Consider the following 15,331-nt stretch of genomic DNA (forward strand, 5'->3'; position numbering starts at 1 on the left):
ACTACTACGACGACTATTATTTTTATTGCGATAAAAAAATATACTCATAGCAGTTCAGAATTCGCGCCGCATCCTCGCCTCACCTGAGCAGGTGCGCATGCATCAGATCAATGACGCCATCCGAGCCCGGATGGCGGTGCGCAGGGTCGGCAGCAAGTCACGGCGCCGGGCCAGCACCTCGGGCGCGGTGGCGCGTTGCGCCGGCGCCCAGACCGGAGCCGGGAACTGCGCATCGTCGTCATAGCGCGGAATCACATGCCAGTGCAGATGCGGCGTCATGTTGCCCAGGCTGGCCAGATTGACTTTGTGCGGCTGCAGCACGTCGCGCACCGCCGCCTCGACTTGCCACACCGCTGCCATCAGCAAGTCGCGCTCGGCCAGCGCCAGATCGGTCATTTCCCGCACGTGGCGATTCCAGATCACGCGGCAAAAACCGGGGTAGTCGGCGTCGTCCACCAGCACCACATGCCACTGTGCCGCAAGATGCACGACTTCGCCGCCCTGCTGCGCGCACAATTCACACTCGATTTGCGTCATAAGGTTCGCTCCTTACACTAAAACCCGCTCGATGCCGCCGGCATTGGCGCGCGCCACATATTCCGGCAGCCAGTTTTCGCCCAGCAAATGCCTGGCCATCTCGATCACGATGTAATCGGCATCGGTGTCGGCATCGTCGTTGTAGCGCAGCAAGCCCTGCAGGCAGGACGGGCAGGAAGTCAGTATCTTGACGTCGCCGCTAAAGCCGTCGGCGCGCAGCTTGTCGGCGCCCTTGATCATTTCCTCCTCCTTGCGGAACCGGACCTGGGTCGAGATGTCGGGACGGCTGACCGCCAGCGTGCCGGACTCGCCGCAGCAGCGCTCGTTTTTCTCGATCTTGACGTTGTCCACGGTGGAAATCAGCGCATTGATGGTCTTGCCCGACTCCTGCAGCTTCATCGGGTTGTGGCACGGCTCGTGGTACATGTAGCGGGTGCCGGCCACGCCTTCCAGCCGGACGTTTTTCTCCAGCAGGTATTCGTGGATGTCGATGATCCGGCAGCCGGGGAATATCTTGTCGAATTCATAGGTGGCCAACTGGTCGTAGCAGGTGCCGCACGACACCACCACAGTCTTGATGTCGAGGTAGTTGAGCGTATTGGCCATGCGGTGGAACAGCACCCGGTTGTCGGTCATCATCTTCTCGGCCTTGTCGTACTGGCCGTTGCCGCGCTGCGGATAGCCGCAGCACAGGTAGCCGGGCGGCAGCACGGTCTGCACCCCGACGTGCCACAGCATCGCCTGCGTGGCCAGCCCGACCTGCGAGAACAGGCGTTCCGAACCGCAGCCGGGGAAGTAGAACACCGCTTCGGTGTCGGCGCTGGTGGTCTGCGGGTCGCGGATGATCGGCACGATCTTGTCGTCCTCGATGTCGAGCAGCGCGCGCGCGGTTTTCTTCGGCAGGTTGCCGGGCATCTTCTTGTTGATGAAGTGGATCACCTGCTCCCTGACCGCCGGCTTGCCGACGGTGGCCGGCGGCGCCTTGGTCTGCTTCTTGGCGAACTTCTTCAGGATGTCGTGGCCGAAACGCTGCGCCTTGTAGCCCCAGCCTATCATCGCGGTGCGGGTGGCGTTGATGGTGGCCGGATCGGTCGCGTTGAGGAAGAACATCGAGGCCGCGGTGCCGGGATTGAATTTCTTCTGCCCCATCTTGCGCAGCAGGTTGCGCATGTTCATCGAGACGTCGCCGAAATCGATGTCGACCGGACAGGGCGTGACGCACTTGTGGCACACCGTGCAATGGTCGGCCACATCGGAAAACTCATCCCAGTGCTTGATCGAGATGCCGCGCCGGGTCTGCTCTTCGTACAGGAACGCTTCCACCAGCAGCGAGGTGGCCAGAATCTTGTTGCGCGGCGAGTACAGCAGATTGGCGCGCGGCACGTGGGTCGAGCAGACCGGCTTGCACTTGCCGCAGCGCAGGCAATCCTTGATGCTGCTGGCGATCGCGCCGATGTCGCTTTGCTGCATGATCAGCGATTCGTGCCCCATCAGGCCGAACGACGGCGTGTAGGCGTTGCGCAAGTCGGCGCCGGCCAGCAGCTTGCCCTTGTTGAAGCGGCCCTCCGGGTCGATGCGCTGCTTGTAGTCGCGGAAGTCGCCGATTTCGCCCTCGGTCAGGTATTCGATCTTGGTGATGCCGATGCCGTGCTCGCCGGAAATCACGCCGTCCAGCGAGCGCGCCAGCGCCATGATGCGCGCCACCGCCGCATGGGCATCCTGCAGCATCTGGTAATCGTCGGAATTGACCGGGATGTTGGTGTGCACGTTGCCGTCGCCGGCGTGCATGTGCAGCGCGACGAAGACGCGGCCGCGCAGCACCTTCTGGTGGATCGCCGTGCATTCGTCGAGAATCAGCTTGAAGGCGCCGCCGCCGAAGATCTGGCGCAGGACGGCGCGCACCTCCAGCTTCCACGACACCCGCACGGTGCGGTCCTGCAGCAGGTGGAACAGTTGCGCATCGGGCTGGCGCTGCAGCCGCTGCTCGATCGCCGCGACGTGTTTTTCCAGGCCGAGCGCCAGCAGCATGTCTTTCGATTGCGCCAGCGGCTGGTCGATCTGCTCCAGCAGGTAGGTCCAGCGGGTATGGGTCAGTTCGAGCAGCTCTGTGGCCTGATGGACCCGGTCTTCCAGCATTTCGGCATCCGGAATCGCATCGCCTTCGGCGTCCTCGCTCTTACCCAGCGGCAGATTGCCGGCGGCAAAGAAGCTGCGCAAGGCGCCGATCAATTGCAGCTTGTTGCGAATCGACAGCTCGATATTGATATGTTCGATGCCGTTGGTGTATTCGCCCATCCGATTCAGCGGAATCACCACGTCCTCATTGATCTTGAAGGCGTTGGTATGCTTGGAAATGGCGGCGGTGCGGGCGCGGTCGAGCCAGAATTTCTTGCGCGCTTCCGGCGATACCGCGACGAAGCCTTCGCCGACCCGGGTGTTGGCGATGCGCACCACTTCCGAGGCCGCTTGCGCGACCGCGTTCTCGTCGTCGCCGACGATGTCGCCGAACAGCGCCATCTTCGGCAATACGCCGCGCTTGGATTTGGTGGCGTAGCCGACCGCGCGCAGATAGCGCTCGTCCAGATGCTCGAGGCCGGCTAGCACGGCGCCGCCTTTTTTAGTTTCGGCATCGAGGTAATCCTTGATCTCGACGATGCTCGGAATGGCGTCGCTGGCCTGGCCGAAAAATTCCAGGCAGACGGTGCGGGCGAACTTCGGCATCCGGTGCAAAATCCAGCGCGCCGAGGTGATCAGGCCGTCGCAACCCTCTTTTTGCACGCCCGGCAAACCCGACAGGAATTTGTCGGTGACGTCCTTGCCCAGCCCTTCCTTGCGGAACTTGCGGCCTTCGATCTCCAGCATTTCGGTCTTGAACGGCGTGCTGCGGCCGCCCTTGGCCCCCGGGTGCGACCATTCGAGCCTGAACTTGGCCAGCGGCGCATCGTGGATCTTGCCCAGATTGTGCTCGACGCGGGTGACTTCGAGCCAGTCGCCGTTCGGATCGACCATCCGCCACGAGGCCAGATTGTCCAGCGCCGTGCCCCACAGCACCGCCTTCTTGCCGCCGGCGTTCATCGCGACGTTGCCGCCGACGCAGGACGCTTCGGCCGAGGTCGGATCGACCGCGAACACGAAACCGGCCTTCTCGGCCGCGTCCGAGACGCGCTTGGTGACCACGCCGGCGCCCGAATAGATGGTGGCGTACTCGCGCCCGACGCCGGGCAGCACGGTCATTTCGACCGCGCCCAGCTGCTCCAGTTTTTCGGTATTGATGACGGCCGACAGCGGCGTCAGCGGAATCGCGCCGCCGGTGTAGCCGGTGCCGCCGCCGCGCGGAATGATGGTCAGGCCGAGCTCGATGCAAGCCTTGACCAGGCCGGCCATTTCGTCCTCGGTGTCGGGCGTGAGCACCACGAACGGATATTCGACCCGCCAGTCGGTGGCATCGGTCACGTGCGACACGCGGCTCAAACCGTCGAACTTGATGTTGTCCTTCTCGGTGTGGCGCCCCAGCACCTTGGTGGCGCGACGGCGCAAATCGTAGGTGCGGCGGAACTCCTCGGCGAAATCGGCCACCGCCCGGCGCGCCGCCTTCAGCAGCGCTTCCACGCTGGCGCTGCGGCTGAGCGCATCGGCATCGCCGGCGTCGGCCAGGTCGGTGGTGACGCGACGGCGCTCGACTTCGCTCAGGCGGTGATTCAGCGCATCGATCAGGTCCTGGCGGCGCTTCGGGTTATCCAGCATGTCGTCTTGCAGATACGGATTGCGCTGCACCACCCATATGTCGCCCAGCACTTCATACAGCATCCGCGCCGAGCGGCCGGTCTGGCGCGCGCCGCGCAGCGTGTCGAGCAGTTTCCAGGCTTCTTCGCCGAGCAGGCGGATGACGATTTCGCGGTCGGAAAACGAGGTGTAGTTATACGGAATTTCGCGCAAACGGGTCGGCGCGGCGCCGGCGGGCGCGTCTGAGAGCAAGGCTTGGATTTGTGCGGGGGCGTTCATGGCGTGGTGTTGGACTGACCCTAAAGAAGCATTTTAGCGTATCGCGCCGCAGCATGTTGCAACAGCCTTACGTTTCATATGCGTTAGCGCGATCCCCACGACGGCCGGCCCGAATTCCGGAAAAATCTTGTTCTACTGGGGGTATGCGTTGAAAAAGCGTTATTTCCGCATATTTTAAAGCGACAATATTTTATACGGCATCCTGTATGTATTGCTACGCCAGCCAGCGGGCCGCCTGATGCCATATGCCATTGGGCACATGCAGCAGCAGCCAGGTCACCGCGATGTAACGGCAGAATTTACCCAGCGCCATGTACATCACACAAGGCCAGAACGGCAAGCGCAGCCAGCCGCCCAGCGTGCAGATCGGATCGCCCACCGCCGGCAGCCAGGCCAGCAGCATGGTTTTCGCACCATAGCGGCGCAACCAGCCAAACCAGCGGCTTTCGCGCTCTTTCGCAAAGGTGTTTTTGGCGCCGTAGCCGATCCAGTAATTAAGCACGCCACCCAGCGTATTGCCCGCAGTGGCGACCAGGATGACTTGCCAGAACAGTGCGCCATCGGCCTTGATCACCGCAAAAACCAGCGGCTCCGAGCCCATCGGCACCAGCGTGGCGGAAACAAAAGCGACTACGAAAACCGATGTCAGACCGATTTTCGGCAGCGCCAGAACGCCTAACAGCCAGGTGATTGCGGATTCGAGCATAAAAGGAAGGCTGAGGACGGTGGCGAAAAAAAACGTCCATTATAATAAACGGCCAGCAATGATCGCTTGGCCTTTCTTCACATTTTTGTCAAGGTCCGGCGCCTGCCCGCGCTGATCCCGACAGCGCAACCGAGCTTATGAATACCGACTATCTCAAAAAAATCCTGACGGCCCGCGTCTACGACGTGGCATTTGAAACTCCGCTGGAATTCGCACCCACTTTGTCCAAGCGGATGGATAACAAGATTTACTTCAAGCGCGAGGACATGCAAAGCGTGTTCAGCTTCAAGCTGCGCGGCGCCTACAACAAGATGGCGCACCTGAGCCCGGAACAATTGAAACACGGGGTGATTTGCGCATCGGCCGGCAACCATGCGCAGGGCGTTGCGCTGTCGGCCGCCAAGCTCGGCTGCAAGGCGATGATCGTGATGCCGACCACCACGCCGCCGGTCAAGGTCGACGCCGTCAAGGCGCGCGGCGGCGCGCAGGTTGAAACCGTGCTGTTCGGCGAGTCCTTCACCGACGCCTATGACCATGCGCTGACGCTGGAAAAGAAGCACAAGCTGACCTTCGTCCACCCGTTCGACGATCCTTACGTAATCGCCGGCCAGGGCACCATCGGAATGGAAATCCTGCGCCAGCATGCGGACCCGATCCACGCCGTTTTCGTCGCCATCGGCGGCGGCGGCCTGATCGCCGGCGTGGCCGCCTACATCAAGCAGATCCGTCCCGAGATCAAGATCATCGGGGTCCAGACCATCGATTCCGACGCGATGGCGCGCAGCCTGAAAGCGGGCCGCCGCATCACGCTGCCGGATGTCGGCCTGTTCTCCGACGGCACCGCGGTCAAGCTGGTGGGCGAAGAAACCTTCCGCCTTGCCAGGCAATATGTGGACGACATCATCCTGGTCGATACCGACGCCATCTGCGCGGCGATCAAGGACGTATTCCAGGACACCCGCAGCATCCTGGAACCGGCCGGCGCGCTGGCCGTGGCAGGGGCAAAAGCGTATATCGCGCGCGCCAAAGCCGACAAGACGCCGCTCAAGAATGAAACCATGGTCACCATCGCCTGCGGCGCCAACATGAATTTCGACCGCTTGCGCTTCGTCGCCGAGAGCGCCGAAGTCGGCGAAGCGCGCGAAGCGGTGTTCGCCGTCACCATTCCGGAAGAACGCGGCAGCTTCAGGCGCTTCTGCGAACTGATCGGGCAGCGCAACGTGACCGAATTCAACTACCGGATCAGCGGCGAACTGGAAGCCCACATCTTCGTCGGCATCCAGGTCGCGAATCGGGAAGAAGCGGCCAAGATTGCCAAGAATTTTGAAAAGCACAATTTCAAAACGCTCGATCTGACCGACGACGAACTCGGCAAGCTGCACATCCGCCACCTGGTCGGCGGCAAGAGCGCGCTGGCGCAAAACGAACTGCTGTACCGCTTCGAGTTCCCCGAGCGGCCCGGCGCGCTGTGGCGCTTCCTGTCCTGCATGGCGCCGAACTGGAACATCAGCCTGTTCCACTACCGCAACCACGGCGCCGACTACGGCCGCATCCTGATCGGCCTGCAAGTGCCGAAGAAGGAAATGAAGGATTTCCGCGCGTTCCTGAACACGGTCGGCTACCGCCATTGGGACGAGAGCAAAAATCCGGTCTACAAGCTGTTTTTAGGGTAAATGCCGATGCACGCGCCTTCCATGCCGGACCGCTCGCCGCTGGGCCAGCCATCCGCCTACGTCACACAATACGAGCCGTCGCTGCTGTTCCCGATCGCCCGCCAGGGCAAGCGCGACGAACTTGGCCTCGGCGGCGGCACCCTGCCGTTTTTCGGCGTCGACATCTGGAACGCCTACGAGCTGTCGTGGCTGAATCTGCGCGGCAAGCCGCAAGTGGCGATCGGCACCATCACGGTGCCGGCCGATTCGCCCAACATCATCGAATCGAAATCCTTCAAGCTGTATCTGAACTCCTTCAACCAGACCCGGCTGGCCGGCGCCGATGCGCTGCTGCACCTGCTGCAGGCCGACCTGTCGGCCGGCTTCGGCGCGCCGGTGCGGGTCGCGCTGACCCTGCCGGACTCGTTCGGCGCGCTGAAGTTGGGCGAACTGGAAGGCCAGTTGCTGGACCGGCTGGACATCGAGGTCAGCGACTACACGCCCAATCCGGCGCTGCTCCAGACCGACCCCGACAGCGCGCCGGTGGAACAGACGCTGGTGTCGCACCTGCTGAAATCGAATTGCCTGGTCACCGGGCAGCCGGACTGGGGCAGCGTGCAGATCCGCTATTGCGGCGCGCCGATCGATGAAGCAGGCTTGCTGCGGTATTTGATCGGCTTTCGCACCCACAATGAATTCCACGAGCAATGCGTGGAGCGGATCTTCATCGACATCCTGCGCCAGTGCAAACCGCAGAAACTGTCGGTGTACGCCCGCTACACGCGGCGCGGCGGACTCGACATCAACCCCTGGCGCAGCAATTTCAGCGCCGGCAGCCAGGCCCTGAACCTGCGCAATGCCCGCCAGTGATCCCGGCATCGGCAGGATGGGCGTCAAATTCGGTTGCGAACTCACAAAATGTCACGAAATTGCATCCCAGATCAATTGACCTGCCGCTGGCTTGTGATTAACTTATCTTGCTGTTTTTTTTCAAGGTTAAACCGTAAATCAACACCACTCAGGAGGCATCATGGCTGGCAAATACGTTTTAAAGAATTCCACAGCAGGCAAATTTTCGTTCAAGCTGGTAGCCGACAACGATCAGATCCTCTTCACTTCGGAAACCTATGAATCCAAGGCGGCCGCGCTGAACGGGATTGCATCCTGCCAGAAAAACGGCAGCGACGATAAGCACTTCGAACGCAAATCATCGACTGCCAACCAGCCGTATTTCGTGCTCAAGGCGGCAAATGGTCAGATCATCGGCAAAAGCCAGATGTACTCGTCCACAGCCGCCATGGAAAACGAGATCGCGCTGGCAAAAGCCAACGCCACTTCGGCAGTCGAGGACAACACGCAATGACATGGTGGGCAACATTTCTTCCCGGGCCATCCAGGGCCGTACCGATCCGGTGCGGCCTTGGCGCTTTCATGCTGGCGGCATCCTGCAGCGCAATGGCGGCAGACAGCGCAACTGACAACGGCGACTGGTGGCAGCACACCAAAGACGTGGTGCGCAGCAAGGTCGAAACGATCAGCGGGCAGGGCGAAACCAGCCTGTTCCTGTCCGGCTACTCGTATCACGGCAGAAATACCTACACCCCGGAACGCATCCGGCAATTCAATGAAAAGTCCTGGGGACTCGGTCTCGGCAAAACCCTGCGCCACCCGAACGGGGACGAGGAATACCTGTACGGCCTGGCGATTTCGGATTCCCACTACGACCCGCAACTCATGGCCGGCTACGCGTACCAGTGGAACTGGCCGGTCGCAGGCAAGCTGGAGGCCGGCGCAGGCTGGAGTGCGCTGCTCATCAGCCGCACCGACACCTGGGGCAGAGTGCCGTTTCCGGCAATCTTGCCGGTTGCCTCGATCGGCATTCCGGGAGCAAAACTGATGGCATCCTACGTACCCCGCCTCTCGGGCAACAAGGGCAATGGCGACGTCCTGTACGTATTTGGCCGGATTAATTTCAATTAATTTCAAGCCAGCGGGCATCGGTCGGTTTTGGCGCATTGCATGGCATCGGTCGCATCGCTGCGGATGATGTGGATAAGCGACAAAACCGCTTCCAAATTGCACCGTACAGGCGCACTTGAAATAGCTGCGATGGCAAAATATGCGGCAGATCAGCGGCAAACGAGCGAAGTTAGCAGCAATATCGGCCACATTGGCGATCCATGTCTTCGCCCGAAATTTTTCCAATCAGGACAATATGCTGCATATCATTGCGCAAGCTGCAAAGAAGCCTATAATCCCCGTCACATAGCTCCATTGTGCATTGCACCATTACTATCTGCATCATGACAAATCTCGCAAAAATATTGTCGCCAAACAACGTTGTGCTCGACCTTGAGGTCTCCAGCAAGAAAAGGGCTTTCGAACAAGCCGGCCTAATTTTTGAAAATAATTGCGGCATCGCGCGCTCCAACGTATCCGACAATCTGTTCGCACGGGAGCGTTTGGGCTCGACCGGTCTTGGCCATGGGGTGGCCGTCCCGCATGGCCGCATCAAGGGCTTGAAAGCGCCGCTGGCTGCCTTCGTGCGCCTGGCCGAACCGATTCCGTTCGAATCGCCCGACGGCCAACCGGTCAAATTGCTGATTTTTCTGCTGATTCCCGATCATGTGACGCAACAGCATCTGGAAATCCTGTCCGAAATAGCCGAGATGTTTTCCGATGATGGGACCCGGGCGGCGCTCGCCGCCGATGCCGACCAGGCCTCCGTGCACCGGCGCATCGTTTCCTGGGAACCGCAGCATGCTGCGGCCCACCGCTGACGCTGCTTTTTCGTCGATCTTCCGAACCCGCACTCATACCGCCCCATGCCACCGACCACGCCGCTCACCATTCAGCAACTGTTTGACGACAACCGCGAAACGCTGGAACTGGGATGGTTTGCCGGCTTCTCCGGCGGCGACCGGCTGATCTCCGGCGATGCCGCCTCGGCGGCCGACCAGGTCGGCCACCTGAACTGGATTCACCCGGGGCGCATCCAGGTATTCGGGCATCAGGAAATCGCCTACTATCGGAATCTCAAAGTACAGTCGCGCGGCTATCAAACCCAGATGCTGATGGCGGGCGAACCGCCGGCGCTGATCATCGCCCAGGGTCTGGAAACCCCGCTCGACATCATGACGTCCTGCGACGAGAAGAACATCCCGCTGTTTTCCACCCCGTTGCCGGCCGCGCAGGTGATCGATTATCTGCGCATCTACCTGTCCAAGAAACTGGCACAGCGCATCACGATGCACGGCGTTTTCATGGACGTGCTGGGAGTCGGCGTACTCATTACCGGCGAATCGGGACTGGGCAAAAGCGAACTGGGACTGGAACTGATCTCCCGCAGCCACGGCCTGGTGGCCGACGATGCGGTCGAGTTTTCGCGCATCGCGCCCAACATGATCGAGGGCCGCTGTCCGGCGCTGCTGCAAAACCTGCTGGAAGTGCGCGGCCTGGGCCTGCTCGACATCAAGACCATCTTCGGCGAGACCGCGGTGCGGCGCAAGATGCGGCTCAAGCTGATCGTCCATCTGGTACGCCGCAGCGTGCTGGAAGATCACATGGAACGGCTGCCGTTCGATGCGCAGACCGAAGACGTGCTGGGGCTGCCGGTGCGCAAGGTCATCATTCCGGTGGCCGCCGGACGCAACATCGCAGTCTTGCTGGAAGCCGCGGTGCGCAATACGATCCTGCAATTGCGCGGCATCGACACGCTGGAAGAATTCATGGAACGTCAGCGCAAGGCCATGAGCGAAGATTGACGCTATGATGGAGGCCGTCACCTCCACTTACCTCACAGCTCCATGCGGATTATTCTCATTACCGGCATTTCCGGCTCCGGCAAATCGGTTGCGCTGAATGCGCTCGAAGACGCCGGCGTGTATTGCGTCGACAACCTGCCGCCGACCCTGCTGCGCGCGCTGATTGCGACCCTCGATGCCGATGGCGTCGATGCCGCGGCGATCGCGATGGATGCGCGCAGCGCCCGGTCGCTGGCTGCACTGCCGGCCGACATTCAGCTCCTGAAAAGCGAAGGGCACGACGTCAAGGTCCTGTTTCTGACCGCCAAAACCGAATCCCTGATCACGCGCTTTTCCGAAACCCGCCGCAGTCACCCGCTGTCGCATCGAACCTATTCCGGACAAAACCCGCAGCAGCGCCGCGCGCTGGCAGAGTGCATCCGCGAAGAACGCGAAAAAATGGTCGATTTCGAAGGGTACAGCCAGGTCATCGACACTTCCGGCATGAGCGCCAACAAATTGCGTTCCTGGATCTCGGAACTGGTCGAAATCAAGGGCACGCCGCTGACGCTGCTGTTCGAATCGTTCGCCTTCAAATTCGGCGTCCCGCTCGACGCCGACCTGGTGTTTGACGTGCGCACCCTGCCGAACCCGTTTTACGACAGCAATCTGCGGCCGCTGACCGGACAGGATGCGCCGGTTGCCGCCTTTCTGGATGCGGAACCGGACGCCGCCGAACTGTTCAACGACATTCGCAATTTCGTCGAAAAATGGCTGCCGGCCTTCAAGAGCAGCAACCGCAGCTACTTGACCGTGGCCATCGGCTGCACCGGCGGCCAGCACCGCTCGGTGTATATGGCGGAACAGCTGGCAAAATACTTTCAGCGTGCGGAACATGTAGTGCTGCGCCATCGGGAGCTTGGCTCGGCCTCGCACTAATTCCTTTTCTGGATCAATCGTGCACGCCAGTACGCCGGCGCGGCCGGCAAGTGCGCGGTTGATTTGGAGAAATACACCAGACAAAAATCTGGCCGGTTTTTTCTACCACTTCGGGGTGCGTTTCTCGATGAACGCCTGCACCCCTTCTTGCGCGGCGGCGTCCATCATGTTGCAGGCCATGGTCTGGCCGGCCAATTGATAGGCGGCGCCGATGCCCATTTCCAGCTGCTGGTAAAACAATTGCTTGCCCATTGCGACCGCCAGCGCCGGCTTGGCCAGGATGCTGGCGGCCAGCTGCGCCACTGCGGCGTCGAGCTGCTCCGGCTGCGCCACCCGGTTGACCAGGCCGCGCTCCAGTGCGGTCTCGGCATCGATGAAGTCGCCGGTCAGCAGCATTTCCATCGCCTGCTTGCGCGCTATGTTGCGCGCCAGCGCGACCGACGGCGTGGCGCAGAACAGGCCGACATTGATGCCCGAGACCGCGAAGCTGGCTGCGCTGGAAGCCACCGCCAGGTCGCACATCGCCACCAGCTGGCAACCGGCGGCGGTGGCGATGCCCTGCACCCGTGCAATCACCGGTTGCGGCAATTGCTGGATCGTCAGCATCAGCTTGCTGCATTGCTTGAACAAAGTCTGGTAATACTCCAGCGCAGGGGTGGCGCGCATCTGCTTGAGGTCGTGCCCGGCGCAGAACGCGCGGCCTGCGGCGGCCAGCACCACCACCCGCACCGTGGCGTCCTGCGCAATGGCGTCGAGCGCGGCCTGCAGCGCATCCATCATCTGCTCCGACAGCGCATTGAACTGCGCGCCACGGTTCAGGGTCAGGGTCGCGACGCCGCCGCTGCGGCTGTCCAATACCATCGGGATCGATTGCTCTGCTGCTGGCTGCTCCATTTGGCCTCCGTTACGGCCTGTTTAATACAGGCCCCTGTATTATTTAATACCGCACTTAATACGCGCGGAAAATTAGTGTTTTAAGCCATACTCCACACTATTTCACTTTACTCGGGAGCCTCGTCGACATCGATCGACTCCATGATCTGCTTCGACAGGCCGAGCAGCACCGGCGGCACATAGCTGTCCAGCAGCGCGGTGCGGCTGTCCGGGGTTTCCAGGCTGATGCGCCCGAGCGCGCCGGTGCGGTAATCCTGCAGCAGGATATGGGCGGCTTTTTCGAAATCCCAGTCGCCGCCCTTCAAACGAAAACCGCGCCGCTGCGCCACGCCTTCGACCACGCCGACCGCGTCGGTGCCCTCGATCTGCAAGCCGTAGCGCTGCGCCAGCAATTGCGGATAGCGCTGCAGCAGGATCTCGGCCAGGAAGATCGCGACCTCGTCCTCCATCAACGCATTGACGCCGATCGCGTGGCTGGCGGCCAGCATCAGGCCGTCGGTCGGATGGGCGATTTTCGGCCACAGCATGCCGGGCGTATCGGTCAGGATCATGTTCTTGTTCAGGTACAGCCGCTGCTGCACCTTGGTCACTGCCGGCTCGTCGCCGACCTTGGCCACGCGCCGCTTGAGCAAGGCGTTCATCAGCGTCGATTTGCCGACGTTCGGGATGCCCATGATCATCATCCGCAGCGGCTTGGTCGGCACCCCGCGATGCGGCGCCTGCTGCAGGCATAGGGCGGGGATTTTCAGCACGTCCGACGGCTTCTTGCAGGACAGTGCAACTGCGTGCACGTTTTTCTGGCTGTTGTAAAAAGCCAGCCAGGCCTGGGTCGCCGCCGGATCGGCCAGATCGCTCTTGTTGAGGATTTTCAGGCAGGGGCGCTGCCGGAACAGGCGCAGCTCCTCCACCATCGGATTGCAGCTGGCCTGGGGGATGCGGGCATCGAGCACTTCGATGACCAGATCGGTCGCCTCCATGGTTTCCGCCGCTTTCTTGCGGGCGGCGTTCATGTGGCCGGGGAACCATTGTATCGACATGCGGAATCAATTCTTGCGGGATAAACCGCTATTGTACGGAGTTGTGGCGCACGCCATCAGAAATCCGGTAGGCCGGAGCCGCTCCATAGCAGAACGGCACCCGCCGCAGCGGATCAAACGTCGATCGCGGACACCGACCCGGCGCGCTGGCGCAGCTCGAACTTCTGGATCTTGCCGGTCGAGGTTTTCGGCAATTCGGCAAACACCACCGCGCGCGGCACCTTGAAGCCGGCCAGATGCAGCTTGCAATGGGCGATGATCTCCTGCTCGCTCGCCTGCGCGCCCTGGCGCAACTCGATGAACGCGCACGGCGTCTCGCCCCATTTCTCGTTCGGCATCGCCACCACGGCCGCCGCCATCACCGCCGGATGGCGGTACAGCACATCCTCGACTTCGATGCTGGAAATGTTTTCGCCGCCGGAAATGATGATGTCCTTGCTGCGGTCCTTGATCTTGATGTAGCCGTCCGGATCGATCACGCCGAGGTCGCCGGAGTGGAACCAGCCGCCGGCGAACGCTTCCTGCGTCGCCTGCGGATTCTTCAGGTAGCCCTTCATCGTGATATTGCCGCGGAACATGATCTCGCCTATGGTGTTGCCGTCGGCCGGCACCGGCTGCAGGGTGCCCGGATCCAGCACCGTGACCGCCTCCTGCAGCGTGTAGCGCACGCCCTGGCGCGCATTCAGGCGGGCCCGCTCGCCGACCTCCAGTGCGCTCCAGCCTTGCTGCTTCTCGCACACCACCGCCGGACCGTAGACCTCGGTCAGGCCGTATACATGAGTCAGGTCGAAGCCCATCTGCTCCATGCCCTCGATCATTGCCGCCGGCGGCGCCGCGCCCGCCACCATGGTGGCGACCGGGTGGCTGATGCCGGCGCGCAGCTCGGGCGGCGCATTCAGGATCAGCGATTGCACGATCGGCGCCGCGCAGTAATGGCTGACCTTGTGCTCCCGGATCGCGTTCCAGATCGTTTTCGCATCGACATGGCGCAGGCAGACGTTGACGCCGGCCTGCGCCGCAACGGTCCACGGAAAGCACCAGCCGTTGCAATGAAACATCGGCAGCGTCCACAGGTACACTGCATGGCGCGGCAAGCCCCACACCGTGATGTTGGAAATCGCATTCAGGTAGGCGCCGCGATGGTGCACCACCACGCCTTTCGGATTGCCGGTGGTGCCGGACGTGTAGTTCAGGCCGATCGCATTCCACTCGTCGGACGGGTTCTGCCACGCGAATGCCGGATCGCCCTGCGCCAGCAGCGCGTCGTAGCCGATGCTGCCGACCGGCTCGACGGTGCGGTGATATTCGGGATCGCTGACATCGACCACCAGGATTTCGTGCTGGACGCGGGCCAGCGCCGCCTTGGCGACCACGGCAAATTCCGGATCGACGATCAGCACCTTGGCGCCGCCATGCTCGAGCATGAAGGCGATCGTTTCCGGATCGAGCCGGGTATTCAGGGTATTGAGCACCGCGCCGATCATCGGCACGCCGAAATGGGCGTCGATCATCGGCGGCGTATTCGGCAACAGCACCGCCACCGTGTCGCCGGCGCCGATGCCGCGCTGCGCCAAGGCCGAAGCCAGCCGGCGCGCCCGCGCGTATTCCTCCGCCCAGCTCAGGCGCAAGGCGCCGTGGATCACCGCCAGCCGCTCTGGATAGACGCTGGCGGCGCGCTCGAGGAAGGACACCGGCGTCAGCGGCGTGTAGTTGGCGGGATTCCGGTCGAGATGCAGGTCGTACTGGTTCATTGCTGGCCTCTGTCAAAATGAAATGGATATGGGTTCAGTGTAGCGCCGCAGAGAGCGAAAAGCTGTCGGC

The 15,331-nt window shown here is 61.8% G+C and carries 14 protein-coding genes; 8 read left to right on the forward strand and 6 right to left on the reverse strand.

Going from position 1 to position 15,331, the window contains the following annotated elements; genetic code table 11:
• Window positions 1-102: 102 nt before the first annotated feature.
• The 3 genes from HMCN_RS0107325 to HMCN_RS0107335 form a co-directional block, all read right to left on the reverse strand.
• Window positions 103-537 carry an HIT family protein gene (locus HMCN_RS0107325; RefSeq protein ID WP_025916765.1) on the reverse strand — a complete coding sequence of 145 codons (435 nt, stop codon included), beginning with the start codon at window positions 535-537 and terminating at the stop codon, window positions 103-105.
• A gap of 12 nt (window positions 538-549) precedes the next feature.
• A complete protein-coding gene (locus HMCN_RS0107330) occupies window positions 550-4,539 on the reverse strand; it encodes an FAD/FMN-binding oxidoreductase (RefSeq protein ID WP_025916766.1) in 3,990 nt (1,329 codons plus the stop codon).
• Between the two features lie 214 nt (window positions 4,540-4,753).
• Window positions 4,754-5,245 (reverse strand): YqaA family protein, encoded by a 492-nt coding sequence (locus tag HMCN_RS0107335; protein WP_025916767.1) that lies wholly within the window; start codon window positions 5,243-5,245, stop codon window positions 4,754-4,756.
• 137 nt (window positions 5,246-5,382) lie between these two features.
• Here HMCN_RS0107335 and ilvA point away from each other — a divergent pair, with 137 nt between their 5' ends.
• The 8 genes from ilvA to rapZ all read left to right on the forward strand — a co-directional run bounded on the left by ilvA (window position 5,383) and on the right by rapZ (window position 11,579).
• Window positions 5,383-6,918, forward strand: a complete 1,536-nt coding sequence (gene ilvA / locus HMCN_RS0107340; RefSeq protein WP_025916768.1) for a threonine ammonia-lyase, biosynthetic — start codon at window positions 5,383-5,385, stop codon at window positions 6,916-6,918.
• 6 nt (window positions 6,919-6,924) lie between these two features.
• Window positions 6,925-7,767, forward strand: a complete 843-nt coding sequence (queF, locus tag HMCN_RS0107345; protein ID WP_025916769.1) for an NADPH-dependent 7-cyano-7-deazaguanine reductase QueF — start codon at window positions 6,925-6,927, stop codon at window positions 7,765-7,767.
• A gap of 160 nt (window positions 7,768-7,927) precedes the next feature.
• Entirely contained in the window at window positions 7,928-8,260 is a 333-nt protein-coding gene (locus HMCN_RS0107350) for a YegP family protein (protein WP_025916770.1), read from the forward strand.
• A 68-nt stretch (window positions 8,261-8,328) separates the two neighbouring features.
• Complete coding sequence (locus tag HMCN_RS0107355) at window positions 8,329-8,877, forward strand: hypothetical protein (RefSeq protein ID WP_238552017.1); 549 nt, start codon at window positions 8,329-8,331, stop codon at window positions 8,875-8,877.
• A 39-nt stretch (window positions 8,878-8,916) separates the two neighbouring features.
• Window positions 8,917-9,204, forward strand: coding sequence for a hypothetical protein (locus HMCN_RS19190; protein WP_155837466.1), 288 nt, complete (start codon window positions 8,917-8,919; stop codon window positions 9,202-9,204).
• The gene (locus tag HMCN_RS0107370; protein WP_025916772.1) at window positions 9,201-9,677 is read left to right on the forward strand and encodes a PTS sugar transporter subunit IIA; all 477 of its coding nucleotides are present in this window, start codon (window positions 9,201-9,203) and stop codon (window positions 9,675-9,677) included. The genes HMCN_RS19190 and HMCN_RS0107370 overlap by 4 nt, the downstream gene beginning before the upstream one ends.
• Window positions 9,678-9,722: 45 nt before the next feature.
• Window positions 9,723-10,661: an HPr(Ser) kinase/phosphatase gene (gene hprK, locus HMCN_RS0107375; protein WP_025916773.1), complete on the forward strand. Its 939-nt coding sequence runs from the start codon at window positions 9,723-9,725 to the stop codon at window positions 10,659-10,661.
• Between the two features lie 42 nt (window positions 10,662-10,703).
• The gene (gene rapZ, locus HMCN_RS0107380) at window positions 10,704-11,579 is read left to right on the forward strand and encodes an RNase adapter RapZ (protein ID WP_025916774.1); all 876 of its coding nucleotides are present in this window, start codon (window positions 10,704-10,706) and stop codon (window positions 11,577-11,579) included.
• Between the two features lie 102 nt (window positions 11,580-11,681).
• On the opposite strand, the gene HMCN_RS0107385 is transcribed toward rapZ, so the two are convergent.
• The 3 genes from HMCN_RS0107385 to HMCN_RS0107395 form a co-directional block, all read right to left on the reverse strand.
• Window positions 11,682-12,473: an enoyl-CoA hydratase gene (locus tag HMCN_RS0107385; protein WP_025916775.1), complete on the reverse strand. Its 792-nt coding sequence runs from the start codon at window positions 12,471-12,473 to the stop codon at window positions 11,682-11,684.
• 107 nt (window positions 12,474-12,580) lie between these two features.
• Window positions 12,581-13,510 carry a ribosome biogenesis GTPase YlqF gene (ylqF, locus tag HMCN_RS0107390; protein ID WP_025916776.1) on the reverse strand — a complete coding sequence of 310 codons (930 nt, stop codon included), beginning with the start codon at window positions 13,508-13,510 and terminating at the stop codon, window positions 12,581-12,583.
• A 113-nt stretch (window positions 13,511-13,623) separates the two neighbouring features.
• The gene (locus tag HMCN_RS0107395; protein WP_025916777.1) at window positions 13,624-15,261 is read right to left on the reverse strand and encodes an acyl-CoA synthetase; all 1,638 of its coding nucleotides are present in this window, start codon (window positions 15,259-15,261) and stop codon (window positions 13,624-13,626) included.
• Between the last annotated feature and the right edge of the window lie 70 nt (window positions 15,262-15,331).

Origin of the sequence: Herminiimonas sp. CN, assembly GCF_000622895.1 — a bacterium.
Taxonomy (GTDB): Bacteria; Pseudomonadota; Gammaproteobacteria; order Burkholderiales; family Burkholderiaceae_D; genus AVCC01.